This window comes from Pseudomonas bohemica (assembly GCF_002934685.1).
GTDB classification, from domain to species: Bacteria; Pseudomonadota; Gammaproteobacteria; order Pseudomonadales; family Pseudomonadaceae; genus Aquipseudomonas; species Aquipseudomonas bohemica.
Genome location: NZ_NKHL01000080.1, coordinates 14,588 through 39,505, shown reverse-complemented (window position 1 = coordinate 39,505; position 24,918 = coordinate 14,588). Strand labels below are relative to the sequence as shown.

Here is a 24,918-nt window from a genome sequence, read left to right as displayed (position 1 = left end):
GACCAGCCCGCCCTACTTCGGCCTGCGCGACTACGGTGTCGAGGGCCAGATCGGCCTGGAAGAAACGCCCGCCGAGTTCACCGCCCGACTGGTCGCCGTGTTCCGCGAGGTGCGCCGAGTACTCCGCGATGACGGCACGGTTTGGGTGAATATGGGTGACAGCTACGCTGGCAGTTGGGGCGCGCATGGTCGGGATGACATGGACGTCGGTGTGTCGACGATCAGCCAGCGCCAGGTCATGGCGAGCCAGCGCAAAGCGAAGGCAACGACGCAAGCCGAGTACAAGCCGAAAGACCTCATGGGTATGCCGTGGCGCCTCGCCTTCGCGCTTCAAGATGACGGCTGGTATCTGCGTCAGGACATCATCTGGCACAAGCCGAACCCAATGCCTGAGTCAACAAGGGACCGATGCACGAAAGCCCATGAGTACCTGTTTCTGCTCAGCAAGTCGCGCCGGTACCACTGCGACATGCAGGCGATCCGGGAGCCAGCCGCCGAGTCGAGTTTGGTCCGCTGGGCGCAGGACGTCGAGAGCCAAGCTGGAAGCGAGCGCATCCCAGGCAAAACCAATGGGCCGATGAAGGCGGTGGGCGGCGCACGATCACGGCGCGACAGTTTCCAGCGTGATGACTCAAAGCGAGAACAAGCCATTCCCGGCCAAAGCAAAGGCACGCACCGGTCGGACCGAGCCGAGAGCGAGTGGGACATTGCGAGCCGGAATAAGCGCAGCGTCTGGACCGTCGCAACTCAAGGCTTCAAGGGCGCCCACTTCGCGACCTTCCCGCCTAATCTGATCAGGCCCTGCATTCTGGCCGGCGCACCGCGCGGCGGGATGGTGCTCGACCCCTTCGGAGGCGCTGGTACCACGTCCTTGGTTTCGATGCAGGAAGGACGGCGTTCGATCCTGTGCGAGCTGAACCCCGAATATGCGGCGCTGGCCCAGCAGCGACTCGACACAGCCTGGCTGGACGGCGCGGCGCAGATGGATGTCTTCCACGACGCCGAGCCTGCTGCTTAGTTGCGTGTTCTATTTCCCGAAATTTCGCAGCGAGACAATGTGTTCAGTCATCGCGATGGCAAGTCGATCCCGGGATTGAATGATATCTCCCCATTCACTACGGTAGTCGTCGCTTGCATCAACCAGCGATGGATATTGTTTCTCGCTTTTGTCGATTTCGGCTCTATAGCGCTCTGCACATCGGCCGAGCGTTGCGAATTCAGCTTTAACGTTAACGCTGCCGAACAAGCTAACAACTGCGTTTAGTCCCGCCATTTCCTTATCTAGCTCAGCGTCGAATAGCTTCGACCTCAAAAACAATTCAACCCCTGACAGCACGCTTAGATACCCCTGCTCCAAACTGTTACGCACAGAGTTTCTTTCTGCGCGCTTAGCATCTTCCTCAGCGCCAACCCGATTTAGCCCCCAGGCAACGACAGTGCCTGCCAATACCAGTAGCCCTGAAATTATGGGGGTCAGCACAACAGTCATTTCTTGAGGCAATTTTTGCTCCTTCCGGCTCCATGCCGAAGCAACACAAATACCCCACTTACACGAATCACGCCACTGGCGAGGATCAGCATGAATCTAATTGCGATGCGCGCCCTCGAGCATGCCAGGGCGCGACAGATTACCGCTCAGCCCATTAAGCGACGCCGACACTGGACCTCTGCGGATGAATCGAAGCTGCGCGATCTCTACCCGGACACTCCGATGCCCGAGCTGTTGAAGATATTCAATCGCCCCAGTTGGTCGATCTACAACAAAGCACATGCCCTGGGCCTGAAGCGCAGTGACGACTATCTCGCCAGCGAACACGCGCGTCGACTTCGGCGGGAGGACAACCCCGGCGTTGGTTGCCGGTTTCAAAAGGGTCATACCTCCTGGAACAAGGGAATCAGCTTCCACTCAGGCGGCCGCTCAGCTGAAACCCAGTTCAAAACAGGCACGCTGAATGGACGCGCGGCTCAGCTGCATATGCCTGTCGGTAGTGAGCGCGTTACTAAAGACGGAATACGACAGCGCAAGATATGCGACGACGGTCTGCCGCAGCGCCGCTGGAAATCAGTGCATATGATTCTTTGGGAGGAGCACAACGGTGAGGTTCCAGCCGGTCACCTTGTCGTGTTCAAGGACCGCAACACCCAGAACATTGAAATCGGCAACCTCGAGCTCGTTACGCGAGCAGAGAACATGCGGCGCAACACCATCCACCGGTACCCACCGGAACTCAAATCTACCATCCGCCAACTTGGCAAGCTCAAACGAGCGATCAGCGAGGTTTCCCGTGAAAAACAAGATGACTGATTTGCGCAACCACCTCTTTGCCACATTGGAAGCGCTGCAGGATCCGGAAAAACCGATGGAGATTGATAGGGCCAAAGCCATCGCCGATGTAGCGAAGGTGCTCGTGGATTCGGCGAAGGTTGAGGTGATGTTCATCACCGCGATGGATGGCGATGTGAAGACGACCGGTTTCATCGAATCGGATAGCACGCTCCCCGCCCCCGCTCGCACGGCCATCCAGTAACCCACCCCCTCCGTAACCTCTATCGGTTACATCTCGAAAAGTAACCTGTTTGGGTTACAGGGATATCAAAATGAAAGATCTGATCTGGCGCCTGCTTGCCAAGCTGCTCGCGCGCCCAGCTGTTGCCAACTGGCTGATCGCCCGCGCCCAGCGCACACCGTACCAACACATCATGTCAGCCGATGACACCGAGATGTACATGGGCCGCTGGTGGCTCTTCAACCCCTATGACCGCGTCACGCACAAGGGAAAGTTTGCCTGGTTCCCGTGGTCGATCCGCGTGCACCACATCAAGCGGCCGGATGCTGACCGGGACTTGCACGATCACCCCTGGAACGCTCGCACCGTGATCCTGCGGGGTTTCTACAAGGAAGAGCGCCGCAGGTTCTGGGCAGTCGGCGGTTACACCGATATCCCGTTTTGGCGAGATCCTGGGGACACATCTGAATTGAGGCATGGCGAGTTCCACCGCATCGATGAGGTGTCGCCGAGTGGAGTATGGACCCTGTTCATCACCAGCCGCTGGAAAGGTGATTGGGGCTTCATGGTGAACGGCAAGAAGGTGGATTGGCGCGTCTATACCGGTGAAGAGCAATGACAGTCTACGTCGATAACGAACCGATCCCCTAGGTGTGTCCAAATATTTGGGGAAATTCGTTGTCTGACGCGGTTCGTGAAGAAATCAATGCATTTCTGTCTCTTCTCCGCGCCAGCAGGTACGAGCTAAGCACAATGCCCAAGTGTCAACACTGCACCACTAAAAACGGACACCATCACTTCGACTGCCCCAACCACCCGTTGCGGCTAATAGGAGTACGTCCAAAGAACAAGGAGAAGCGGCATGCACAGCCACGCAGAAAACGTAGTGATTCCACGTGAGTTGCTACAGGACTTAATCGATTCGGCGCAACTTGAAGTAGACGAAAGAGTGCGCGCATACGGGGAAGACTATCGCCCGCATGTACTCGCTGCACAGAGAAAGGTCGTCGCTGATGCCTCTGCGATTCTTGCCGCCCCCGCCGAGGATGTCCAATGTTCGGAGGTCGACTCTCAATGTTCGGAGCAACTCCGAATACAAGCCGAGGATGTCCGCGCAGTGGGGGATGAGCCGGTGTTGATCCAGGCTGTCGCTGTAACCCGTGAAGATGAAGACGAAGGTCTGCGCTTGGAATGGCTGCTTGAAGGGGGCATTTCTGAACTTGAGTTAGCTGGCACTGTGCTGTTCGCCATGCCAGAAGCGAACGACTTGTGCGACGAGGATGGGAGCGCAGAACTCTACCGCCACCCGCAGCGTCCGGTTGTGTTGCCGGACGTTGACAAACTTGCCGAAATCATTCGAAGGGTCGATGGAAGCCACTCGCTTGGCGCAGGATCGCTCGCTGAGAAGATCCTCGACGAATTCGCCCGCCTGAACCCGTAACACCCCTTCACCCCCACCCTATCCCTATTGCCTGCTGCGTATGCGGCGAGGAAAAGTCATGCCTCAACATAACCCTGAACTTGCCCCGCTCTTCAATCTGTTCGGCCTGAGCAGCAACCATTCCCTTTCGACGCTGCTAGCCAACGTCGAGAACTGTAAGCGGCATTCAGACCTGCTCCATGCGGTCGAGCGACAGTTTTTCACAGTGCCAGGAAAGCCATCGGGCGATCCTGAAGATGAGGGCTTCGAGCCTTCTGACGAGTGTCTGCTCAACAGCTGGGGTTCGACCACTGACCAGTACCTCAATCAGTTCCGGGCGGCTTTGCCAAGGGTGATGATCAATGCCGGATGCGACCCGGCAAATGCTTGGATCGTATGCGCAGACCAGCTTCCAGAGCTGGACACCCCTGTGTGGATTCGCACCGCTGACGACCTCATCGTCATCGCTGAGCGCGGATCGAGCACCGACGGCTGGATGTGGTCAGTCTGCTACGGACATTTCTTCGCAGATGGCAAATGGGATGCTGTTGACGGGGACGCCAGCGACGAATACGAGCCAACACACTGGATGCCGCTTCCTGTTCCGCCGGAGTTCGTCAGCCAACAGGCGCCGCTGTGAGTAAGCGCGCGGTTCACATGTACCCATGGGATGGCGGTACCGAGGCCGACCAAGACCATCCGGAGCAGGTTATGTGCGGTACTGAGGGCGCGATGGAAGACGAGCAGCTTACGGGCGATTGGCTTTACGTGACCTGCAAGCGCTGCCTCAAAATCCGGGCGAAGGAGCTGGCCGCCCGTGCAGTTGAAGAACGAGAACAGAAGGTCCGCCTTTTCGACGAGGCACAGGCAATCACCCTTACCCTCGGCCACGTGAACATCTCGACCGCAATCAAATGTCTGATCAGAGAGCGCAACGAGCTCAAGACTGAACTTGACCGGGTTCGGGCGGATCGGGACGCGCTGTTGGAAGCAGGAGCCGACCTTCTATGATCCCGCGCACCGGCTTCCTGCGTCGCCGCCTCGAAGCGGCGCTGATCCTTCTAGCCGCCTGGCTGCTCGCCGGGCGCAACGTCCCGCGGGCCGGCGTGGTCTCGCGCCGCGACAACAACGACATGGGCTACATGGCTGAAAATCTCGAAGCCATCGCGGACCGCATCAAACGCCAGTACCCCTAACCCCTTCCCCATCTATCCACATGCCTGCCGGTAAATACAGCCTTCACTAGTCCCGCTGTATCCAGCCTATCACCACGAAAATCAGCCCGGCGATGAACAGGCCCGGCGCCATGTAGGCGAACGAGTGCTTTAACCACCAGCCAATCACGCCAGATGCAAATCCGAAAATCATCAGGGGAAGCCCGATGACGAACAGTGGTTGCTTGAAAGCATTTTTCATAACCCCTCCTTCAAGTGATCAATTCCATTTAACCACATGCCTGCCGGTGTACGGCGGGCGGGAGAACTATTGCCATGACGAAAGAAGAACTTGCGGCGCAGCTCGACGGTATCCAGTACCCAGCGCACCGCGCCATTACGAAAGAACACATTGCTGCGGCCAAGGAAGCCGGACTGGTAATCCTCTATGGAGCCAGTGACGACCTGATGGAATTCGACGGCGCGTCACGCGAAGAGATTGGCTGCTACGACGGCGGTATCGCGCTTGTCGACCTGCAAGGCGTTCTGCCAGATCGGGACTCACTGGAAGAGGACGATGAGATTGCCGAATACGTGATGCGAAAGCGGCAGGCCAAGACCATTGAGGCGCTGTGGTGCAAAGAGCCCGGCTATTCGTGGACGTACAAAACGGTTATCCCTCACGCCACCTTTGAAGTTATGGAAGATGCTGAGAACTACTGTCGCGGCATCGTTTTCTCGCTGACCGAACTCGAACCACTCAACCCCGCATAGACCCCGGACGGAGGTAGCCCATATGGCAGCAGCAGAAAAACTGGAAGAGGCCTATGTCGGAGACAAAGTGCCGGAAGCGACAATGGCGAAACTAATCGGAACCACAAAGCGAGCGCTTGAGGGGAAGCGTGACCGGGGGATAATCCCGCTCGGCGTGTGGAACAAGATCGACGGCCGCATCTATTACAGCATCAGGAGATACGAGGCATGGCTAGAAAGCCAATGGGATTGCCCACCGGAGTTGAATTCGCGGGCCAATCTGTCCGCATCCGCTTCACGTGGAATGGCGAGAGACGCTGCGAGACCCTCCCCTATCCCCAAACGCCAAAAGGGATCAAAGCTGCCGCCGATCTACGCGCTAACGTAGTCAGCCTGGCAAAGCATGGCGTTCTGGATGCGAACCGGTACGCCGAGCTTTTCCCCAACTCGAAGCACTCTCACCACGGAACCCGCGTCCTCTTCGGCGAATATGCGCAAGCATGGCTGAATGGCCGCGAGGTGGTGAGCGGGACAAGGAAAAACTATCGCATCTCGCTGAACCTGTACTGGATGCCCCACTTTGCCTTGATGCCGATTGACTTGGTGTCGCCGATGGATCTCCGCCGCGTCATATCCGAAACGAAGTGGAAAAGCGCGGCCGTACGTAGGTCTGCGATAGAGCGCTTGAGCGCGATGCTCAGTTCGGCGCTGACAGATGGGTTAATCCAACGCAACCCGGTTGACGCTATTGAGCTGCCGGGAAGGACAAAGAAGCTGCCTGACGCTTTCACGGTAGAAGAAGCCGACGCAATCATCGCCGAGCTGTATGCAACGCTAACCGGTGCGACGGCGATCTATGCGGCGTATTTCGAGTTCGCTTTTTACACGGGCATGCGCCCAGGAGAGATTGCCGCATTACGATGGGATGAGGTGGATAAGGGTAAGCGGCTGGCTCATGTCTGCCGGATCGTTGTGGATAAGGTCATCGAGGAGCGGACGAAGACGAAGGCGGCACGCATGGTAATGCTCAACAGTCGAGCCATGAATGCGCTGAAGATGGCTGAGATGGTCGCCGAATTGCGGCGGTCTCAAAAGAAGAGGATGAAGAAAAATTCACCTTACGTTTTCCCGCCCACCCGCATCAGCGAGTACCTGCAGCAGTCCAGCCTCACCGACAAGTTCTTCAAGGAGGTGGTCTCCAAGCTGGAGATCCGGGGCAGACGGCAGTACAACTGCCGGCACACGTACGCTACCATGTGCCTAATGGCGGGCATGAATCCTGCGTTCATCGCCAATCAGCTGGGGCATAGTGTGCAAATGCTACTGTCCACGTACGCCAAGTGGATCAACTCCAGCACTGACTGGAACGAGTTGGAAAAACTGGAAACGAGCTTGATTGGTACAAATTCGGTACAGACAGAAACAGTACCTCTCTGAAACCCACACGGAACACACCCCTGTGACACTGGAACAGAACTACACCGAGATCCTTGGTCAACTCGGCGAGGACGTCTCCCGCGAAGGCCTGCTCGACACCCCCAAACGGGCGGCCAAAGCCATGCAGTATCTTTGCCGCGGCTACCAGCAGACGCTGGAAGAAGTCACCAACGGCGCGCTGTTCAGCTCCGATAACAGCGAGATGGTGCTGGTCAAGAACATCGAGTTGTATTCGCTGTGCGAACACCACCTGCTGCCGTTCATTGGCAAGGCCCACGTGGCGTACATCCCCAGCGGTAAGGTCCTGGGCCTGTCCAAGGTTGCGCGCATCGTCGACATGTTCGCCCGACGCCTGCAGATCCAGGAAAACCTCAGCCGCCAGATCGCTGAAGCCGTTCAGCAGGTCACCGGCGCGCTGGGTGTGGCGGTCGTGATCGAAGCCAAGCACATGTGCATGATGATGCGCGGCGTCGAGAAGCAGAACTCGTCGATGATTACTTCGGTAATGCTGGGCGAGTTCCGCGAAAACGCCGCTACCCGCACTGAGTTCCTCAGCCTGATCAAGTGATCCGGGCATTCGGAAGCGCCGCAACCGACGTTGCGGCCGCGAGGTTTCAAACATGTTGATGAAGGCATTGAGGGTCGGCCTTGGCCAGTTGGTCATTCTGGTCGATTTCCTGACCCGTCCCGGCAAGAAAAAACGTACGCCACAAGCTCAGGCGGCAGTCGAGGCTTCGGCCAAGGACCTGACCCTGTATCAGTTCAACGCCTGCCCGTTCTGCGTCAAGACCCGCCGCACCCTGCGTCGACTGAACGTTCCGGTGGCGCTGCGTGACGCGAAGAACAACGAGCTGGACCGCCAGACCCTGCTCAACGAAGGCGGCAAGATCAAAGTGCCATGCCTGCGGATCGAAGAAGCCGACAAGACGGTGTGGATGTATGAGTCCAAGGTGATCATCGATTACCTGAATCAGCGGTTTGCGGCGGTTTGAGACAGCCCGATTGCAGCTGCGCTGCGAGTGACCACTCCTGAGAGTTCAGGCTTGCTCCGGTCTCCTGTGGGGATGAGCTTGCTCACGCCCACAGGTTCTTGATCCACGCGGTCATCTAATAACCGCATCAACGCGGGCACCCCTGCTCCCGACACGCCGTATACGCCTTCAACTGCTCAACGCGCACCCTGGTCTGTTCCGCGAGGCATTGCGCCTGAGACAGCGGCCACATGCTCCCGGCATCCTCCCGTTTGCCGACCTGATACTGGCAATCGGCATCACGAAACGCGATCCACTTCTTCTGCGCATCCTGCAGCGCCTTCTTGCGCTCGGCCGTGGTCAGGGACAACATCTGTGCCTTGTATTGCTTGTTCAACTCGGCGTCCAGCGCCACGTACTGCTTGCTCGCACATTGATTCATCGCCGCCTGATTGGCATCACAATCCTCGGCCTGGGCTGAACAACCGATCCCCAGCGCCATCAGCATGCCGAGGGCTATCATCATGTATCGCATTCCATTCTCCCTGTGTTCCTGAATGATCCGCCGGGCCAGGCCGAACGGGGGCGCAGCCTAAACGCTGTCGAGCCTTCGATCTGCCGGGTTCAACACTCAGACATAAAAAAACCGGCCACTGCTGCCAGGGCCGGTCTTTTATTCTCCAAAGGTCAATCCAGCATGCCGACATAGCCCGGCTGTTGCTTGACCCGCTCCAGCCAGCCTTCAATAGCAGGGAACTGACTCAGGTCGAAACCGCCCTGATGGGCGACGTGGGTGTAGGCATACAGCGCGATGTCGGCGATGGAGAACTGCTCACCCACCAGAAATGGCGTGCGCTGCAGTTGCTGTTCCATGACCTTCAATGCCTTGTAACCGCGCTTGTGCAGCGAGCGGTACTCTTCCAGACGCTCTTGCGGCAGTCCCAGATAAAACTGAATGAACCGCGCCACGGCGATGCTCGGCTCGTGGCTGTATTGCTCGAAGAATTGCCATTGCAGCATCTGCGTGCGCAGACGAGGCTCGGTCAACAGATAAGGCGTGCCTTCGGCCAGGAAGTTGAGGATCGCATTGGACTCCCACAGGCAGGTGCCGTCCTCGAGCTCCAGCACCGGAATCTTGCCGTTGGGATTCTTCGCCAGAAACGCCTCGGTTTCTGTCTCGCCGTTGAGAATGTCCACCGGCACCCATTCGTACTGCGCGCCGAGCAAGTTGAGCATCAGCTTGATCTTGTAGCAGTTGCCCGAGTTGTAATCGCCGTAAACCTTGTACATCTGCTGCTCTCCCCCGTTGCTGCGGTGATGCGTGTGCGTAATGTATCAGGCCGCAAGGGCCATCTGCGCTTCTCTGATGACAGCGGCCAGCCGTTTCAGTCCTTCGTCCAGACGCTGCGGATCGATGTGGCTGAAGTTCAGGCGCAAGTAACCGGGATTGGCATCCGGGTCGGTGAAAAAAGGCTCACCGGGCATGAACGCGACGTTTTGCGCCAGCGCGGTATTGAGCAGCAAACGAGTATCGAGCTTTTCTTTCAGTGTCAGCCAGAAGAAAAGGCCGCCCTGAGGGCTGTTCCAGTCGGCCAGGTCACTGAAATGACGCTGCAACGCGGCTTCGAACTGATCGCGGCGTGCGCGGTAGAAACCGCGCAATTCCAGCAGATGCTGCTGGTATTGCTCGCTGCCAATCCATTGCAGGGCCTGCCACTGGCCGACCCGGTTGGTGTGTAGATCCGCGGCCTGCTTGAGTTTCAGCAGATGCGGGAACAGGTCGGGCGAAGCGATCAGGTAACCCACGCGCAAGCCAGGCATCAGGGTTTTGGACACGGTTCCGGTGTAGATCCAACTGGCTTTCTGCAGGCGACTGACGATCGGGCGGGCGCTGCCGCCGTCGAAGGTCAGCTCACGATAGGGCTCGTCTTCGATCAGGGTCACGCCGAACTCATCCAGCAGCGCCGCCACTGCGTCCCGCGCCGCCTCGCTGTAACGCACGGCCGAGGGGTTCTGAAAGGTCGGGATCAAATAGGCGAAAGACGGCTGATGCTGCTCAAGACGCTGGCGCAGCGCGTCCAGATCCGGTCCTTCGGCGAGCAGCGGCACGGTCAGGCAGTCAGCGCCGAACAGCTGGAAGATCTGCAGCGCCGCCAGATAAGTCGGGCCTTCCAGAAGAATCTCGGTGCCTTTGTCGATGTACAACTTGGCGGCCAGATCCAGCGTCTGTTGCGAGCCGCTGACGATCATCACCTGGCTCGCCTCGCAAGCAATTCCCAGCGCCCGGGCCTGCGCGGCAAGCGCTTCACGCAGCTTCGGCTCGCCCTCGCTCATGCCGTACTGGCCAATGCTGCGCGGCATGCCGGACCACTTGCTCTGCGGCAGCATGGCCTCGGCAGGCAAGCCACCGGCGAAGGACATCATCTCGGGATGCTGGGCAGCGGCGAGGATTTCGCGAATCAGAGAACTCTTCAAACGGGTGACGCGTTCAGAAAAAGCCATGAGATCACCGCTGGCGGAAATAAATGGAAATACGTCAAACTGGTTGACCGAAATTACGACGCCACACCCGGATACGTCAATATGCTTGACCTTAAAAATTCATCCACCCAGCAAATCGCCATGGAGGCGTTCTTCTTCGGCTATCAGGCGTTCACGGCCAAGGCCGACGAAATGCTCGACCGCCGGGGACTGAGCCGCGTGCATCAGCGCATCGTGTTTTTCATCGCCCGTTACCCGGACTTGAGCGTGAAGCAATTGCTCGGTGTGCTGGGGGTGAGCAAGCAGGCGCTGAACACGCCGCTGCGCCAGTTGGTGGAGATGGAGCTGGTGCTCAGCGTTGCGCCTGAGGATGACAAGCGCAAACGCCTGCTGCAGCTGACTGCCGAAGGGGCGAAGTTCGAAGAGTCCCTGCGCCGCGAACAAGTGAAGTTGCTGCAACGGGTGTTTGCCGAAGCCGGACGTGAGGCCGTGGATGGCTGGCTGGCGGTGAATCAGGCATTGGGAAATACGCTCAACCGCAGCTGAAGACGGCATCATAGCGCCGAACCCGCACGTCCTGTGGGCCGCCCTGACCTGTGCAGGCTGTGTGAAAACACGGGCAAAGGATTGAACTGCGCGCTCCTACGTAAATTCTGAAAAAGATCGGCCGGTGTGGACCTGAAATTTGCGTAACGGCGCAATTTACAGTTCATTCTTGACCAGTCACTGAGTTGCCGAGTTTTCACACAGTCTGTGTGGGAGTGAGCTTGCTCACGCAGAGGCCGAACGGCGCGACAGAGATTTCCAGCCTGCGCCGACGCCTTCGCGAGCAAGCTCACTCCCACAGAGCGCCCTGTTAGCTGCACGCAACTGTGCCGATTATTGCGCTTCTGGCTGTATCGCAACGAATTATGACAACTGCGTATAGGCTTGCAGCTCTTCACATCGCAGTTCCAAGGATCGACCGCATGACTGACGCGACCCACTTGCCCTTGCGCCCGCTGACCGATTCCTCACCCTCTGCCATCGTCGCCGGGTTCATCGCGATGATGACCGGTGTCACCAGTTCGCTGGTGCTGATCTTTCAGGCCGGGCAAGCCGCCGGACTGACGTCGGCGCAGATTTCTTCGTGGATCTGGGCGCTGTTCATGGGGATGGCGGTTTGCAGCATTGGTCTGTCGTTGCGTTATCGCTCGCCGATCACGGTAGCCTGGTCGACGCCGGGGGCTGCGTTGCTGATCACCAGTCTCGGCCATGTGGCCTATCCCGAAGCCATCGGCGCCTACATTACCAGCGCGGTTCTGGTGTTCATCTGCGGCGTGACGGGCAGCTTCGAGAAACTGGTCAAACGCCTGCCGACTTCGCTGGCGGCAGCGCTGCTGGCCGGCATTCTGTTCAAGATCGGCAGTGAGATTTTCGTCGCTGCGCAACACCGCACCGGCCTGGTACTGGGCATGTTTTTCACCTACCTGATCGTCAAGCGCTTTTCGCCCCGCTACGCGGTGCTGGTCACGCTGCTGGTCGGCGTGGCGTTGTCGGCCATGCTCGGCATGCTCAACTTCAGCGGCTTCAACCTCGAAGTAGCAGTCCCGGTGTGGACCACGCCGGCGTTCTCGCTAGGGGCGACCATCAGCATCGGCATTCCGTTGTTCGTCGTCGCCATGACCTCGCAGAACATGCCCGGTATCGCTGTGCTGCGCGCCGATGACTATCAAGTGCCCGCCTCGCCGCTGATTACCGCCACCGGACTGATCTCGCTGATCACTGCCCCGTTCGGCGCCCACGGCATCACCATGGCGGCCATCAGCGCCGCCATCTGCACCGGTCCGCACGCCCACGAGGACCGTAACAAGCGCTACACGGCGGCGATCTGGTGCGGGATTTTCTATGCCATCGCAGGCGTGTTCGGCGCAACCCTGGCGGCGCTGTTCGCGGCATTTCCGAAGGAGTTGGTGCTGTCGATCGCGGCACTGGCGCTGTTCGGCTCGATCATCAATGGCCTCACCGTTGCCATGAGTCAACCCAAGGAGCGCGAAGCGGCGTTGATCACCTTCATGGTCACCGCGTCGGGACTGACGCTGTTTTCGATCGGTTCGGCGTTCTGGGGAATTGTGGCGGGGGTGTTGACGTTGGTGATTCTCAACTACCGCAAGGCCTGAGGCTATCGCCACTGCGGGAGTGAGCTTGCTCACGAATGTGGACGCACACGCGCCAGACCTATGACGACCGTACTGCCGCCTTCGTGAGCAAGCTCACTCCCACAAGTCATGCATCGTCTGTCAGATCGAGTGCATGTTTCGGCTACCAGGTGTAGTCACAATCTGAAATGCCCCACCATCCCCTTCAACTCCATGCCCAGCGACGCCAGTTCGATGCTGGAAGCGGCATTGCCTTGCATGGCCAACGCTGACTGATCGGCGCTGGCGCGGATGCTGGTGACGCTGCGGTTGATCTCCTCGGCCACCGAGCTCTGCTCTTCAGCCGCTGCGGCAATCTGCTGGTTCATCTGCTGGATCAACGACACGGCCGCGGCAATGCTGCCCAACGCGCTTTCGGTCTGCAGTGCATCGCTGACCGCCAGCTTGACCAGTTCGCCACTGCTCTGAATCTGCGCCACCGACGCCTGCGCCCCGCTTTGCAGGCTGGTGACTAGACGCTCGATCTCTTCGGTCGACTGTTGGGTGCGCTTGGCCAGCGCCCGTACCTCGTCTGCCACCACCGCAAAACCCCGGCCCTGCTCGCCCGCTCTTGCGGCTTCGATCGCCGCGTTGAGGGCGAGCAGGTTGGTCTGCTCGGCAACGCTCTTGATCACCGCCAGCACCTTGCCGATGTTCTGGATTTCGGCGCTGAGGTTTTCGATGCTGTGACTGGCAGAATTCGCCGATGTCGCCAGTTGTTCGATCCGCTGCATGCTCTGACGCACCACCGCCTGCCCGCTATCGACCTTGGTGTCGGCGGTCTGCGCAGCCTGTGCTGCTTCCTCGGCGTTGCGCGCGACATCATGCACGGTGGCGGTCATCTGGTTCATGGCCGTCGCCACCTGCTCGGTTTCCTCCTTCTGAGTGCTGACTTCCAGATTGGTCTGCTCGGTGACTGCCGACAACGAATGCGCCGACGTCGCCAACTGCTCGATACCCGCCTGAAGGCCGCTGACTATGCCACTCAACCCCGCCCCCATTTGCTGCATGGCCTGCATCAGCTGGCCAATTTCATCCTTGCGGGTAACCTGAACATTGCCGCTCAAATCGCCTGAGGCAATACGCTGGGCGATAGCGATCACGCTGCGCAGCGGCGCGACGATGATGCGCGTGATCACGAAGGCAGCGATCAAGCCGACGAACAACGCCAGCACCGAAGAGCCAATGATCTTCAGCGTGTTGGCCTTCAGTTCGGCAAGCATCGATTGGTCTTCGGCGTCGTAAGCCTGATTGACCTGCTGAACCACGGTTTTCGCGTTGCTCGCCAGTTGCTGGGAAACCTTGGCCTCGTCCGCCAGCAGACCCGTGTATTCGTTGAGCTTGTCGCCGAAGTTGGTGATGTGCCCGCTGACTTCGGTCAGCACGGTGAGATAGCCGGGATCCTTGATCACGCCCTTGATCTGTTCGGCCAGCTCCTGAGCCTGCACGGCCTGCTCGATCTTGCCGGTCTTGGCCTCCTCGCCGGAGCCGGTCTTACGGCTCTTGTCCAGGCGCACGCGGGCCTCGTCCATGGCCTGCATCATCAACTTGGAAATTTGGCTGACCTGACTCGATTGCTCGATGAATTCCGAACCCTGCTGCCCCTGGGAGTCCTTGAGGTTGTAGGCCCCGTCATCGGCAAGCCCGGCTTGCAATACATCCAGGTTGTTGGCCACGCTCGATACCGACCAGCTGGCCATTTCCAGGGCCAGGTCCTTGCTTTGACTGATGCTGACGAATTCGTCGAAGGATTTGCGGTAGGCACCCAGCGCTTGCTGGACTTCGCTCATGGCTTGCAGGTTGACCGCCGAACTGGCCTTGAGTTGTTCAGCCTGGCCGTTCAGCCGGTCAAGACCGGCATGCAGTTCATCGACGACTTTGGGATCGCTGTGCAGCGCATAGTCCTGCTCCAGCAAGCGTACGCGGTTGAGGCCGGTATTAAGCGCGGTCATCTCTTTGAGGCTGTCGAAATGCACGCTGATGGAACGCAGCGACCAGACCCCAATCGCAGCAACCAGAGCCGTCAGCAGGAGAACGAGGACGAATCCGATACCCAGTTTCTTTGCCATTCCGAGGTTGGCAAAACGCGCTTGCACGGCCGAAATCATAATATTCAGTCCCCAATGCACAACTAAAAGGCACACACAACGAGGCCATGTTCAGCACGGCCATTCAATTTTCGTGCAGGTTCGCAACGGGTCAGCGGCAAAACAGGAGTTTGACGTCGGAATAATGGCAAATAGCTACGCCAAGGTCGCTTCCAGAATGGTTATCGGCACCAGCGCAATCTTCAACAGGGAGGCAGGCGCTGACCCAGGCGCTATAACGGGGGGCATGCGACGAAAGGTAACGCGCTGTGACGGCTCGAAACCGGGCATCGAGTGACACCTGTGCGCCGGTAACGCTCGTTATCCACGACGCTCAACGAGTGGCAGGTGCAACCGTCAGTGTTCCTGTGTCGGCATCGAGCGTGGCACGACTGCCCAACGCCACGGCGCGATTCGGATCGCCGTGACCAATCGACAGTCCGCCCAATACAGGAACCCCCAGCTGGCCCAGGCGCTCGCTCAACACATCGGGGGGTCTGATGGCGTTATTGCCATGCCCCGGCTCGCTGAACTGCCCGACGGCAATGCCTGCCAGACGCTTGAGCAGCCCGCAGTTACCCAGGTGAGTCAACAGGCGATCCACGCGATAAGCCAGCTCACCCACGTCTTCGATCAGCAGAATCGCGCCATCGAGGTCCGGCATGAACGCAGTGCCGACACAGGTGCTGAGGATGCTGAGATTGCCGCCGAGCAAGGTGCCGTGAGCGACGCCGGAGGTGCGGACGCTGAAGGTCGGTTCGTCCCGATCAGCCTCGACCACCAGGGGTTCATTGCTCATCAGTGCGTGCCTGAGGGTGCTGGCGAACAGGCCGCCCCGCTCCAGTTGCGCGGCCACCGGACCATGAACCGTGACCAGTCCCGTGTGCGACCACAGCGCAGCGTGCAAGGCAGTGATGTCGGAGAAACCCACCACCAGCTTCGGGTCGCGGCGCACCGCATCGTAGTCCAGGTGTTCGAGAATTCGCTGGACGCCATAACCTCCCCGAGTACACAACACCGCACGAATCTCGGGATCGGCCAGCGCGTCGTTCAGGTCTGCGGCACGGTTGGTGTCGCTGCCCGCAAGAAAATGCTCGGCATCGAGCGCATGGGGATAAACCCTGGGGCGTAGTCCCCAGGACGACAGTTCGCGTACCGCCGCTTCGACGCGCACTTGAGCCACGGGGCCGGCGGGCGATACCAGGGCGACGGCATCACCCGCGCGCAGGACACTGGGGTTGAGGGTCGGACGTGGCACAGGCATCTCAACAACTCGGCTGGCTTTCGAATGAACGGGCAATGTAGAGCACTCCCTGCGTTGAATCCAGAGGCAGCTAGCGTCGCGCCTCGCGAGTTTTTACTGAATTGGGCCACGAATCCGACGTCATGACCGTGGGAATAATCAGCTCATCTTGTCATTCGGTCCTGGCAAACGACTGACTTGAAAGCGTGTGACATTCTTGCGCAGCCAACCCATGAAGCCGCTCGGGTCAGCGAGTACCGGCTTGGTTTCCAGCACCGCGGCCCGCGCCTTGGTGCGGAACCTGCTAAGTCCGGCAAGCGCCCCGAGCAGCTCGCTGTGGTCTTGCAACCAGGGTTCCAGATCAGCCTTGTCGATGCGGTAGATCATGCAATCGGTGTAGGCGCAGAAACGGCCCAGCGCCGGCGTCCCGTCGACGAAACCGCTCTCGCCAAACAGTTCGCCTGGCCCCATGCGTCCTATTTCAATCCAGCTGTCGAGGCGTTGAATCGAGACCGACAACACGCCGGATTCGATGATGTACAGCGCATCAGGCAAAACGCCTTCGGCCAGTACTACATCCTTGGCCGCATAAGCCCCCAGACGCATGTGTTGTTCGAGCTGGTTGCGGTCTTCGTCGCTGAGCATGCGCAGTACGCCGACCGTATTGAGCAGTGCCGACTGCCGAGTGGTCGGGCGCGACTGATCCAGACGGGTTTCGGTGGCGGCCAGCTGGCGGTGGATGAGGTCGTACAGTTGGTTGCGCACCGCCGAGCGGCGATCGCGGGACTTCACGTAACCCGTAACTTCGTACTCGACGCTGCGCAACCCTGACTTCACCACCGTGGCCGACGCCTTGGGCTGTGCCAGCAATTCCCGGCAACCCAGAATCGCCTTATCCAGCGAATCGAGCACCAGACTTGGACGCAACCGGGTCGACAGTTCGATACTCAGGCTGACGGAATGAAAGTGGTCGGGGCGGCTGAAATTGACGATGCGAGTCTTGGCCGCCATGGCGTTGGGGATCACCGCCATACTGCCTTCGGCGGTCAATAAATGGGTGGAGCGCCAGTCGATCTCGATGACCTTGCCTTCGATGTCGTCCACGCGAATCCAGTCATCGACCCGGAATGGTTTGGTGGCGTTGAGCACGATGCCGGAAAATACGTCGCCCAGCGTGCTCTGCACCGCCAGGCCGAGGATGATCGCCACTGCGCCCGAGGTCGCCAGCAGGCCCTTGACCGGCAGATCCAGCACATAGCCGGCAGCGGCCACGGCAGCCACGAGAAAGATGATCGCGCCCATCACGTCCTGCAGCAGATGGCCCTTGCCGCCAATGCGTGGCTCCATCACCACCACGACCAGCACGGTCAGGGTCCGCGCGCCGAACAGCCACCAGACAATGGTCAGAATCGTCGCCAGCACATGCCGGGCGACGGGCCAATCCGCAGGCACCGGATACAAAGGGCTCAAGCCGCCGTCGAGCAACGCCATGCTGAACAGTACGAACAGCACCAGTCGGCAGACCAGCTTGCGCCGCAGCAGCCTGGGGTGCAGCCACTGCCAGAGCACCAAATCGATAATCATCAGCACGGACGCGCTGATTAACGGGTAAGCGAACCACAAGTGCTCCATCGGTGCTCCCTGAAGGTGAACAGCCCCTGCAGCTTAGCTGAATACCGTGCAAGGATGGATCTCGCCAACGCTCGTGCGTCCCGGAGTAGGCGACAGCGCAAGCATCACTCAAGCCTGCGGCCTCTGAACGAACCGGCATTCATCACTGCGCTGAACTGCAGCAAGCGACCTGCGAAAAAGCGCGCACAGGCCATGTACACGCCAGTGGCCGCGATCGAATCGTCACGCGCGGTGACGGACGAAGCGCTTGCGGCCCAGTTGCTCAATACCGGCAGGATGTTGCTCAAGACGCTGGATGTTTGAAACGGCTTCCGCCCTAAATCAGAACGCCGTCACCCCACCATCCACCGCCAGTGAATGCCCGGTGGTGAAGGCCGCGCCATCGCTGCACAGGTACAACACGGCGCTGGCGATTTCCTCGACCTTGCCGATGCGTCCCACCGGATGCATGGTCGCGGCGAATTCGGCTTTGCGCGGGTCGGCTTCGTGAGCGCGGCGGAACATGTCAGTGTCGATCACCGCAGGACATACTGCGTTGACCCGAATGTGCTTCTTGGCGTACTCGATCGCTGCCGATTTGGTCAGGCCGATCACTGCATGCTTGGAGGCTGCATAGATGCTCATCTTCGGCGCCGCGCCCAATCCTGCCACCGACGCGGTGTTGACGATCGCGCCTGCGCCCTGGGCCAGCATCACCGGCAGCTGATACTTCATGCACAGCCAGACGCCTTTGACGTTCACGCCCATGATCGCATCGAATTCTGCCTCGCTGCCTTCGGCCAGGCGGCCCTTCTCGATCTCGATCCCGGCGTTGTTGAATGCATAGTCGACCCGGCCAAACGCCTCGACGGCCTTGAGCATCATCTGCTGCACTTCGGCCTCTCGGGTGACGTCGCAGCGCAGGAACAGCGCCTCGCCACCGGCCTGACGAATCAGCTCGGCCGTGCGTTCCCCGCCATCGCTGTCCAGATCTACTGCCACCACCTTCAGCCCCTGTCTGGCAAAGGCCAGCGCTGTCGCGCGACCGATACCCGCCGCGGCGCCGGTCACGAGGGCAACCTGTCCGGTAAAAGTCATGCTCATGAAATCGTCCTGTCTTGTGCTTTTTATAGGGAAGGCATGGGGCCCGTTGCCAGGCAGTTTAGGCATGCAGTCCAGCGGCGAGTCAGCACTATCAAAGGCCCGGTTACGCGATCATGCGTGGCAGTGATGCAGTGAGCGGTGCGCATCATCAGAATGGATCGGCGCGCATTCGCTGAAACGGCTTTGCTTGCGAGGACGTCGTTGCGCGTCTATCACTCGCGTTTCCCTTTCGATCAGGAAACAGCCATGACTGCTCTGAACAATCGCCAATTTCTGCTGGCCCGTCGCCCGGTCGGCCCGGCGAGCCGCGATGACTTTACCTTTAAGACCGTCCCGGTGGCCGAGCTCGCTGCGGGTCAGGTGCTGGTGAAAAACGAATACCTCTCGCTCGACCCGGCCATGCGTGGCTGGATGAACGAGGGCAAGTCCTACATCGCGCCGGTCGGGCTGGGTGAGGTGATGCGCGCGTTGGGCGTGGGCAAAGTCATCGAATCGCAGAACCCCACCATCGCAGTCGGTGACTACGTTCAGGGCATGCTCGGGGTTCAGGACTATTTCGTCGGCGAGCTCAATGGCTTTCACAAGGTTGATCCGAAACGGCTGCCATTGCCGGTGTATCTGGCGGCGCTGGGTATGACCGGCATGTCGGCGTATTTCGCACTGCTGGAAATCGGCCAGCCGAAAGCAGGCGATACGGTGGTGATTTCGGGGGCAGCGGGCGCCGTAGGCAGCATCGCCGGGCAGATTGCCAAGATCAAAGGCTGCCGTGTAATCGGCATTGCCGGGGGCAAGGAGAAATCCCAGGCGCTGCTCGATGAGTTCGGCTTCGACGGCGCGATCGACTACAAGAACGAAGACCTCCATGCAGCGCTGAAACGCGAATGCCCGAAAGGCGTGGATGTGTATTTCGATAATGTTGGCGGCGACATTCTTGACGCTGTGCTCACGCGTCTTGCACCCAAGGCGCGGGTGGTGATCTGCGGCGCGATCAGCCAATACAACAACAAGGAAGCCATCAAAGGCCCTGCCAACTACCTGTCGCTGCTGGTCAATCGGGCGCGCATGGAAGGCTTCGTGGTCATGGACCATGCCGAAAACTTCGCCAAAGCGGGCGCGGAAATAGCCGGCTGGCTCGCCCAAGGCAAGCTCAAGAGCAAAGAGCACATAGTCGAAGGCCTGGAGACGTTCCCGGAAACCTTGCAGATGCTGTTCAAGGGTGAGAACAACGGCAAGTTGGTGTTGAAGGTGTAGGCCACACCGCCCTGGAGCAGCACGGATTGTCAGCGGCAGCGATCTCAAGTGCGGCTACAAAAACACACGCGAAGAGGCAAAAACCAAGATGTGAAAGAAATGTAAAAAATTGCGTAGTAAGTGATAACAATTCGCAATCAGTTCCTGATAGCATCTGCGCCGATAAAATTCGCATTGCCAGGGAGGCTTTTTCGCAGACCAGACATCTACAGGAAGCTTTCCCGATGGCCATCCGCCTCTCCTCTCGCCCAACCTTGTTGGCCCTTTGCTGCTCGGTCAGTGTCAGCGCTTATGCCGAACAGGCCATCGAACTTGGCGCCACCGCCGTGGATGCCCAGGCCATCAAACAAACCCCGAGTGATTTGCCTGAAGCATTCACCGGCGGTCAGGTAGCGCGCGGCGGTCAGATGGGAGTGCTGGGCAATCAGGACAACATGAGCGTGCCGTTCACCATGACCAGCTACACCTCGAAACTGATCGAGGATCAGCAGGCCGAGAACGTCGGCGATGTCTTGCTCAACGACCCGTCGGTGCGTGAGTCGGCAGGTTACGGCAACCAGTCGCAAGTGTTCGTAATACGCGGCTTGCCCCTCAGTGGCGATGATATTTCCTACAACGGCTTGTACGGCGTTCTGCCTCGGCAGATTCTCTCGGTCGATGCCATTGAGCGGGTGGAAGTGTTCAAAGGCCCCAATGCTTTCATCAACGGTGCCAGCCCGACCGGCACCGGCTTGGGCGGCAGCGTTAACCTGCAACCCAAGCGCGCGCAGGACACGCCGACCCGTCGCTACACCCAGGACATCAGCACTGACGGACGCATCGGCGAACACCTGGATCTGGGCCAGCGTTTTGGCGAGGACAACCGCTTCGGTGCGCGGGTAAACCTGAGCCAACGCGAAGGTGAAACTGCCGTCGACGATCAGGACCAACGCAGCAAGCTGTTCATTGGCGGGCTGGATTACCGTGGCGATACCTTCCGCCTGTCAACCGATTTCGGCTACCAGAAAGAGCGCGTCAACCATTTGCGCAACTCGGTGCAACTGGGTGCCGGGCTGACCAGCATCCCCCATGCGCCGGACGCCGACCATAACTATGGCCAGAACTGGAGCTACACCGAAACCGAAGACACGTTCGGCATGATGCGTGGCGAGTGGGATCTGGGGGACAGCTGGACGGCCTATCTGGCGGGCGGTGGCAAGCACACCCGCGAAACGGGCCTCTACGGAACCCCGACGCTGACCAACGCCGCGACAGGTGCAGGCACCATCGCAGGCTCCATCATCCCGCACAACGAAGACAACGCCAGCGTCATGGCGGGTCTGAACGGCAGGCTGCAAACCGGGCCGATCAGCCATCAGATCAGTATTGGCGCGTCGAGCATCTGGACCCAGCAAGAGAATGCTTACGAGTTTTTCCGCGCCCGCGCGACCAACATCTATAACACCCCAAGCCTGAGCCGGCCGACCGCCGTATCGCTCACCGGTGGTGACCTGGGCGATCCGGGCGTCACGGGTAAAACCCGTAATCGCAGCCTGGCGGTATCCGACACCTTCGGCTTGTTCGACGACACGCTACTGCTGACCTACGGCGTTCGCCGTCAACAACTGCGCGTTGAAAACTACACCTATGAAGGCACGACCTCAGGTGGCGAGTCTTACGGCAACAGCGACGGCAGCCGCAGCGCGCTGTATGACGAGTCGATCACCACGCCGGTGTATGGCATCGTCTACAAGCCGACCGATACCGTTTCCCTGTACGCCAACCGCATCGAAGGTCTGGCTCAGGGCCCGACTGCCAGTACCGTGGTGCTCAACGCTGGTCAATCCTTCCCGCCCGGCCGCACCAAGCAGTTGGAAGCGGGGATCAAGTTGGATATGGGATCCTTTGGCGCAAATCTGGCGGCATTCCGTATCGAGAAACCCACCGACGGCTTCACCGATGCGGCGACCAATCTGTTCCTGCGCGATGGCAAGCAGATTAACCGCGGCGTCGAATTCAGCGTCTACGGCGAACCGCTCGACGGTCTGCGGCTGCTGGGCGGCGCGACTCGCCTGGAATCCAAACTTGAAGATACCGCCGGAGGAACAACGGATGGCAACCACGCCATCGGTGTACCAACTTTCCTGATGAACGCCAGCGTCGACTGGGACGTGCCGGGACTGCAAGGCGTGGCGTTGAACGCGCGCTTCCTGCGCACTGGCGGGCAATATGCCGATCAGGCCAATAACCTGAGCTTGCCGAGCTGGAACCGCTTCGACGCAGGCGCGCGTTACGGCTTCAAGGTCGCGGACAAGGATGTGACCCTGCGGGTGAACGTCGAGAACATCGCCAACAAGGATTACTGGGCGTCGGCCAATGGCGGTTACCTGACCCAGGGCGATCCGCGGCTGGTGAAGTTCTCCGGCACGGTTGATTTCTGATCCAGAGCTAAAACGGCGAAATATCATTGTGTGTGACGACCTGTGGAGTGAGCTTGCCCGCTCCACAGAGTCAACAGGCGCCGCCCCATCTGCGGCGCGCGCCCTGCCCGCGTTCCATTGGCTGTAGATTCGCTGAACAAGTCTGCGATCACGCTGCCAAAAGCACCACAGGGCGCACTCTGGTGTAAGCTCGTGCGCTGTTGATTCGACCCTTCGAGAGGCTTATGCGGGCTCCCTTCAGACGTTCTACCCTTGCAGCGCTGCGCGGTTTCGAATCGTCCAGTGCCGCGATCACCATTTTGCCGAGCGCTGCCGACTATCGCCGCACGCTGCTCGAGAAGATCGCTTCGGCGACGCAGCGCATCTACATCGTCGCGCTGTATCTGCAACAGGACGAAGCCGGGCAGGAAATCCTCGATGCGCTGTATGCCGCCAAGGCCGCCCGGCCCGAGCTGGACATCGTAATACTCGTAGACTGGTTCCGGGCCCAGCGCGGGCTGATCGGCGCGGGCAAGCAGGCGGGCAACTCGGCGTGGTATCAGGCGCAGAACCTGGAGCACGATCAGGAGGTGCCGATCTACGGTGTGCCCGTGCAGACCCGCGAGCTGTTCGGTGTGTTGCACCTCAAAGGCAGCGTCATTGACGACTGCGTACTCTACACCGGCGCCAGCATCAACAATGTCTACCTGCACAAGCTGGGCAAATACCGCCTCGATCGCTATCAGTTGCTGGAAAACAAGGCGCTGGCCGACTCGTTCCAGCGTCTGGTGCAGGAACAAATCCTGCCCTCCGACGCCGTGCATCGTCTCGATCTGCCCTCCCCGCCAGGCTCTCGCAGCATTCGCGGCGAAATCCGTCAGTTCCGCCATCGCCTCAAGCGCGCCAGCTACGACGTGAACGAAGCGGTTGCTGAGAACGGCCAATTGCGCATCGTCCCGTTGCTGGGCATCGGCAACAAGAACATCCTGAGTAAGGTGCTCTGCGAGCTGATCGCTGCGACCCGCCATCAACTGACGCTGTGTACGCCGTATTTCAACATGCCGCTGGTGGTCAAACGCGAAATCAACCGCGCACTCAAGCGCGGCGTGAAGATCGACATCATCATCGGCGACAAGACGGCCAACGACTTCTTCATCCCGCCGCAGGAACCGTTCAAGGTCATTTCCGCGCTGCCATATCTGTACGAAATCAGCCTGCGCCGTTTCATGCAGAAGCATCAGAACGCTGTCGCCAAACACGAGCTGAACATCCACCTGTGGAAAGACGCCGACAACACCTTCCACCTCAAGGGCTTGTGGTCGGACGAGCGCTACACGGTGCTCACGGGCAACAACCTCAACCCGCGCGCCTTCCAGCTCGATCTGGAAAACGCGGTATTGATCGATGACCCCAAGGGCGAATGGCTCAAACCCCGGGCCGAGGAAATCGATCTGCTAATGCGCAACACCCATCGCGTGGGTAAATTCGACGAGCTCGACACCTTGACCGAATACCCCATTGGCGTGCGCACCTTTCTGCGCAGGGTCAGCCGAGTGCGCGTCGAGCGCCTGCTCTACCGGATTCTCTGAGCGCCATGAGCAAGAACACCGGCATCCGCGCGCAACAAGCCGAAGAGACCCGCGCGCGCATACTCCAGGCAGCGATCACGGTCTTCACCCGCGACGGTTATTCGGGCGGGCGCATAGAAAGGATTTCAGCCGAGGCCGAGTCCAACGACCGGATGATCTACTACTACTTCGGCAGCAAGGAGAAGCTGTTCGTTAAGGTGCTGGAGCACACTTACGAGCGCTTCAATCAGGCCGAAAGCACGCTGCAACTGGACCCTTCGACGCCAGTCCAAACGCTGCGTCAGCTGGTGGCGTTCGTCTGGGACTACTACGTCACGCACCCGGAATTCGTCGCGATCCTGAGCATTGAGAACCTGCACAAGGGCAAGCACGCCAAACAATCAAGCGAGCTGCGGCGCCTGTCGGGGGAAGCGGTGGGTGTGCTGAGGCCGATCATCGAAGCCGGTCAGCAACAGGGCATGTTTCGCCACGATGTTGACCTTGAGCACGTCTACCTGATGATCGCGTCGCTCTGCTACTTCTATAACTCCAATCTGCACACCCTCACCTCGTTTCTCGGGCAGGACCTGGGCGGCCAGCGCCAGCGGCGAGACTGGCTGGCGTTCATTCAGGATCTGGTAGTGCGGGGGGTGATGGTGCTGCCAGAAACATTCGCCGAGGCCTGATTCTGCTCTCACCGCATTGGCAAGCTCACACCGATCTGCTTCTGCCCGGAGGGCGTGGGAGTGTGGCTT

At 59.5% G+C, this 24,918-nt stretch carries 27 protein-coding genes and 1 pseudogene; 18 read left to right on the top strand and 10 right to left on the bottom strand.

Annotated elements, in window-relative coordinates:
* A partial coding sequence (locus CE491_RS04045) for a DNA-methyltransferase (RefSeq protein ID WP_110947079.1) occupies positions 1 to 1,018 on the top strand: 1,018 nt, incomplete at its 5' end.
* A 9-nt stretch (positions 1,019 to 1,027) separates the two neighbouring features.
* Here the strand turns inward: CE491_RS04045 and CE491_RS04040 are convergent.
* The gene (locus CE491_RS04040) at positions 1,028 to 1,501 is read right to left on the bottom strand and encodes a hypothetical protein (RefSeq protein ID WP_199884983.1); all 474 of its coding nucleotides are present in this window, start codon (positions 1,499 to 1,501) and stop codon (positions 1,028 to 1,030) included.
* Between the two features lie 78 nt (positions 1,502 to 1,579).
* On the opposite strand from CE491_RS04040, the gene CE491_RS04035 reads away from it, so the two are divergent.
* The 7 genes from CE491_RS04035 to CE491_RS04005 all read left to right on the top strand — a co-directional run bounded on the left by CE491_RS04035 (position 1,580) and on the right by CE491_RS04005 (position 5,123).
* Positions 1,580 to 2,305, top strand: coding sequence for an HNH endonuclease signature motif containing protein (locus tag CE491_RS04035; RefSeq protein WP_110947069.1), 726 nt, complete (start codon positions 1,580 to 1,582; stop codon positions 2,303 to 2,305).
* Complete coding sequence (locus CE491_RS04030) at positions 2,286 to 2,528, top strand: hypothetical protein (protein WP_199884982.1); 243 nt, start codon at positions 2,286 to 2,288, stop codon at positions 2,526 to 2,528. Before CE491_RS04035 ends, CE491_RS04030 begins: the two co-directional genes overlap by 20 nt.
* Positions 2,529 to 2,598: 70 nt before the next feature.
* Positions 2,599 to 3,126 carry a hypothetical protein gene (locus CE491_RS04025; protein ID WP_110947067.1) on the top strand — a complete coding sequence of 176 codons (528 nt, stop codon included), beginning with the start codon at positions 2,599 to 2,601 and terminating at the stop codon, positions 3,124 to 3,126.
* A 243-nt stretch (positions 3,127 to 3,369) separates the two neighbouring features.
* A complete protein-coding gene (locus CE491_RS04020) occupies positions 3,370 to 3,948 on the top strand; it encodes a hypothetical protein (protein WP_110947066.1) in 579 nt (192 codons plus the stop codon).
* A gap of 58 nt (positions 3,949 to 4,006) precedes the next feature.
* Positions 4,007 to 4,567, top strand: a complete 561-nt coding sequence (locus CE491_RS30160; RefSeq protein WP_199884981.1) for a DUF551 domain-containing protein — start codon at positions 4,007 to 4,009, stop codon at positions 4,565 to 4,567.
* A complete protein-coding gene (locus tag CE491_RS04010; protein WP_110947065.1) occupies positions 4,564 to 4,938 on the top strand; it encodes a hypothetical protein in 375 nt (124 codons plus the stop codon). Before CE491_RS30160 ends, CE491_RS04010 begins: the two co-directional genes overlap by 4 nt.
* A complete protein-coding gene (locus tag CE491_RS04005; RefSeq protein WP_110947064.1) occupies positions 4,935 to 5,123 on the top strand; it encodes a hypothetical protein in 189 nt (62 codons plus the stop codon). Before CE491_RS04010 ends, CE491_RS04005 begins: the two co-directional genes overlap by 4 nt.
* Before the next feature lie 46 nt (positions 5,124 to 5,169).
* Here CE491_RS04005 and CE491_RS30155 read toward each other — a convergent pair whose 3' ends face one another.
* A complete protein-coding gene (locus tag CE491_RS30155) occupies positions 5,170 to 5,343 on the bottom strand; it encodes a hypothetical protein (RefSeq protein ID WP_199884980.1) in 174 nt (57 codons plus the stop codon).
* A gap of 74 nt (positions 5,344 to 5,417) precedes the next feature.
* On the opposite strand from CE491_RS30155, the gene CE491_RS04000 reads away from it, so the two are divergent.
* The 4 genes from CE491_RS04000 (at position 5,418) to CE491_RS03985 (ending at position 8,263) form a co-directional block, all read left to right on the top strand.
* Positions 5,418 to 5,855: a hypothetical protein gene (locus tag CE491_RS04000; RefSeq protein ID WP_110947063.1), complete on the top strand. Its 438-nt coding sequence runs from the start codon at positions 5,418 to 5,420 to the stop codon at positions 5,853 to 5,855.
* A 207-nt stretch (positions 5,856 to 6,062) separates the two neighbouring features.
* On the top strand, positions 6,063 to 7,271 hold the full coding sequence (locus CE491_RS03995) for a site-specific integrase (RefSeq protein ID WP_110947062.1): 1,209 nt from the start codon (positions 6,063 to 6,065) through the stop codon (positions 7,269 to 7,271).
* Between the two features lie 22 nt (positions 7,272 to 7,293).
* On the top strand, positions 7,294 to 7,839 hold the full coding sequence (gene folE / locus CE491_RS03990; RefSeq protein WP_234407507.1) for a GTP cyclohydrolase I FolE: 546 nt from the start codon (positions 7,294 to 7,296) through the stop codon (positions 7,837 to 7,839).
* Positions 7,840 to 7,891: 52 nt separating this feature from the next.
* On the top strand, positions 7,892 to 8,263 hold the full coding sequence (locus tag CE491_RS03985; protein ID WP_199884979.1) for a glutathione S-transferase N-terminal domain-containing protein: 372 nt from the start codon (positions 7,892 to 7,894) through the stop codon (positions 8,261 to 8,263).
* A gap of 127 nt (positions 8,264 to 8,390) precedes the next feature.
* Here CE491_RS03985 and CE491_RS03980 read toward each other — a convergent pair whose 3' ends face one another.
* The 3 genes from CE491_RS03980 to CE491_RS03970 all read right to left on the bottom strand — a co-directional run bounded on the left by CE491_RS03980 (position 8,391) and on the right by CE491_RS03970 (position 10,744).
* Complete coding sequence (locus tag CE491_RS03980) at positions 8,391 to 8,777, bottom strand: lysozyme inhibitor LprI family protein (protein ID WP_110947061.1); 387 nt, start codon at positions 8,775 to 8,777, stop codon at positions 8,391 to 8,393.
* Positions 8,778 to 8,929: 152 nt separating this feature from the next.
* Complete coding sequence (locus CE491_RS03975) at positions 8,930 to 9,532, bottom strand: glutathione S-transferase family protein (protein ID WP_110947060.1); 603 nt, start codon at positions 9,530 to 9,532, stop codon at positions 8,930 to 8,932.
* Positions 9,533 to 9,577: 45 nt separating this feature from the next.
* Entirely contained in the window at positions 9,578 to 10,744 is a 1,167-nt protein-coding gene (locus tag CE491_RS03970; protein WP_110947059.1) for an aminotransferase-like domain-containing protein, read from the bottom strand.
* Positions 10,745 to 10,825: 81 nt separating this feature from the next.
* Between CE491_RS03970 and CE491_RS03965 the strand changes: the two genes are divergently transcribed.
* Positions 10,826 to 11,269, top strand: coding sequence for a MarR family transcriptional regulator (locus tag CE491_RS03965; protein ID WP_110947058.1), 444 nt, complete (start codon positions 10,826 to 10,828; stop codon positions 11,267 to 11,269).
* A 422-nt stretch (positions 11,270 to 11,691) separates the two neighbouring features.
* Positions 11,692 to 12,882 (top strand): benzoate/H(+) symporter BenE family transporter, encoded by a 1,191-nt coding sequence (locus tag CE491_RS03960; RefSeq protein WP_110947057.1) that lies wholly within the window; start codon positions 11,692 to 11,694, stop codon positions 12,880 to 12,882.
* Positions 12,883 to 13,037: 155 nt separating this feature from the next.
* Here the strand turns inward: CE491_RS03960 and CE491_RS31145 are convergent, their stop codons facing one another.
* From CE491_RS31145 to CE491_RS03935, 5 genes and pseudogenes are all read right to left on the bottom strand, one after another.
* Positions 13,038 to 13,901 (bottom strand): methyl-accepting chemotaxis protein, encoded by an 864-nt coding sequence (locus tag CE491_RS31145; protein WP_407681325.1) that lies wholly within the window; start codon positions 13,899 to 13,901, stop codon positions 13,038 to 13,040.
* A pseudogene (locus tag CE491_RS31140) lies at positions 13,899 to 14,123 on the bottom strand (HAMP domain-containing protein); the annotation flags it as partial. The gene CE491_RS31145 and the pseudogene CE491_RS31140, both read right to left, overlap by 3 nt.
* A gap of 1,198 nt (positions 14,124 to 15,321) precedes the next feature.
* Positions 15,322 to 16,251 carry a S66 peptidase family protein gene (locus tag CE491_RS03950; RefSeq protein ID WP_110947055.1) on the bottom strand — a complete coding sequence of 310 codons (930 nt, stop codon included), beginning with the start codon at positions 16,249 to 16,251 and terminating at the stop codon, positions 15,322 to 15,324.
* A gap of 138 nt (positions 16,252 to 16,389) precedes the next feature.
* Entirely contained in the window at positions 16,390 to 17,862 is a 1,473-nt protein-coding gene (locus CE491_RS03945; RefSeq protein ID WP_110947054.1) for a mechanosensitive ion channel domain-containing protein, read from the bottom strand.
* Positions 17,863 to 18,183: 321 nt separating this feature from the next.
* The gene (locus tag CE491_RS03935) at positions 18,184 to 18,945 is read right to left on the bottom strand and encodes an SDR family oxidoreductase (RefSeq protein ID WP_110947052.1); all 762 of its coding nucleotides are present in this window, start codon (positions 18,943 to 18,945) and stop codon (positions 18,184 to 18,186) included.
* A gap of 246 nt (positions 18,946 to 19,191) precedes the next feature.
* On the opposite strand from CE491_RS03935, the gene CE491_RS03930 reads away from it, so the two are divergent.
* From CE491_RS03930 to CE491_RS03915, 4 genes are all read left to right on the top strand, one after another.
* Positions 19,192 to 20,196: an NADP-dependent oxidoreductase gene (locus CE491_RS03930; protein ID WP_110947051.1), complete on the top strand. Its 1,005-nt coding sequence runs from the start codon at positions 19,192 to 19,194 to the stop codon at positions 20,194 to 20,196.
* Between the two features lie 224 nt (positions 20,197 to 20,420).
* Positions 20,421 to 22,616 carry a TonB-dependent receptor gene (locus CE491_RS03925; RefSeq protein ID WP_110947050.1) on the top strand — a complete coding sequence of 732 codons (2,196 nt, stop codon included), beginning with the start codon at positions 20,421 to 20,423 and terminating at the stop codon, positions 22,614 to 22,616.
* Positions 22,617 to 22,840: 224 nt separating this feature from the next.
* Entirely contained in the window at positions 22,841 to 24,184 is a 1,344-nt protein-coding gene (gene pssA / locus CE491_RS03920) for a CDP-diacylglycerol--serine O-phosphatidyltransferase (RefSeq protein WP_110947049.1), read from the top strand.
* A gap of 5 nt (positions 24,185 to 24,189) precedes the next feature.
* Entirely contained in the window at positions 24,190 to 24,849 is a 660-nt protein-coding gene (locus CE491_RS03915) for a TetR family transcriptional regulator (RefSeq protein WP_110947048.1), read from the top strand.
* Positions 24,850 to 24,918 lie beyond the last annotated feature (69 nt).

What these genes read in the sequence shown, in the direction of transcription:
- CE491_RS03925 (WP_110947050.1), top strand. Translation starts at nt 20,421, where the DNA reads ATGGCCATCCGCCTCTCCTCTCGCCCAACCTTGTTGGCCCTTTGCTGC.
- CE491_RS03965 (WP_110947058.1), top strand. Translation starts at nt 10,826, where the DNA reads ATGCTTGACCTTAAAAATTCATCCACCCAGCAAATCGCCATGGAGGCG.
- CE491_RS04020 (WP_110947066.1), top strand. Translation starts at nt 3,370, where the DNA reads ATGCACAGCCACGCAGAAAACGTAGTGATTCCACGTGAGTTGCTACAG.
- CE491_RS03950 (WP_110947055.1), bottom strand. Translation starts at nt 16,251, where the DNA reads ATGCCTGTGCCACGTCCGACCCTCAACCCCAGTGTCCTGCGCGCGGGT.
- CE491_RS04035 (WP_110947069.1), top strand. Translation starts at nt 1,580, where the DNA reads ATGAATCTAATTGCGATGCGCGCCCTCGAGCATGCCAGGGCGCGACAG.
- CE491_RS03935 (WP_110947052.1), bottom strand. Translation starts at nt 18,945, where the DNA reads ATGAGCATGACTTTTACCGGACAGGTTGCCCTCGTGACCGGCGCCGCG.
- CE491_RS03930 (WP_110947051.1), top strand. Translation starts at nt 19,192, where the DNA reads ATGACTGCTCTGAACAATCGCCAATTTCTGCTGGCCCGTCGCCCGGTC.
- CE491_RS30160 (WP_199884981.1), top strand. Translation starts at nt 4,007, where the DNA reads ATGCCTCAACATAACCCTGAACTTGCCCCGCTCTTCAATCTGTTCGGC.
- pssA (WP_110947049.1), top strand. Translation starts at nt 22,841, where the DNA reads ATGCGGGCTCCCTTCAGACGTTCTACCCTTGCAGCGCTGCGCGGTTTC.
- CE491_RS03970 (WP_110947059.1), bottom strand. Translation starts at nt 10,744, where the DNA reads ATGGCTTTTTCTGAACGCGTCACCCGTTTGAAGAGTTCTCTGATTCGC.
- CE491_RS04005 (WP_110947064.1), top strand. Translation starts at nt 4,935, where the DNA reads ATGATCCCGCGCACCGGCTTCCTGCGTCGCCGCCTCGAAGCGGCGCTG.
- CE491_RS03945 (WP_110947054.1), bottom strand. Translation starts at nt 17,862, where the DNA reads ATGGAGCACTTGTGGTTCGCTTACCCGTTAATCAGCGCGTCCGTGCTG.
- CE491_RS03985 (WP_199884979.1), top strand. Translation starts at nt 7,892, where the DNA reads ATGTTGATGAAGGCATTGAGGGTCGGCCTTGGCCAGTTGGTCATTCTG.
- CE491_RS03980 (WP_110947061.1), bottom strand. Translation starts at nt 8,777, where the DNA reads ATGCGATACATGATGATAGCCCTCGGCATGCTGATGGCGCTGGGGATC.
- CE491_RS03975 (WP_110947060.1), bottom strand. Translation starts at nt 9,532, where the DNA reads ATGTACAAGGTTTACGGCGATTACAACTCGGGCAACTGCTACAAGATC.
- CE491_RS03995 (WP_110947062.1), top strand. Translation starts at nt 6,063, where the DNA reads ATGGCTAGAAAGCCAATGGGATTGCCCACCGGAGTTGAATTCGCGGGC.
- CE491_RS03960 (WP_110947057.1), top strand. Translation starts at nt 11,692, where the DNA reads ATGACTGACGCGACCCACTTGCCCTTGCGCCCGCTGACCGATTCCTCA.
- CE491_RS04025 (WP_110947067.1), top strand. Translation starts at nt 2,599, where the DNA reads ATGAAAGATCTGATCTGGCGCCTGCTTGCCAAGCTGCTCGCGCGCCCA.
- CE491_RS31145 (WP_407681325.1), bottom strand. Translation starts at nt 13,901, where the DNA reads ATGGGGGCGGGGTTGAGTGGCATAGTCAGCGGCCTTCAGGCGGGTATC.
- CE491_RS04000 (WP_110947063.1), top strand. Translation starts at nt 5,418, where the DNA reads ATGACGAAAGAAGAACTTGCGGCGCAGCTCGACGGTATCCAGTACCCA.
- CE491_RS03915 (WP_110947048.1), top strand. Translation starts at nt 24,190, where the DNA reads ATGAGCAAGAACACCGGCATCCGCGCGCAACAAGCCGAAGAGACCCGC.
- CE491_RS30155 (WP_199884980.1), bottom strand. Translation starts at nt 5,343, where the DNA reads ATGAAAAATGCTTTCAAGCAACCACTGTTCGTCATCGGGCTTCCCCTG.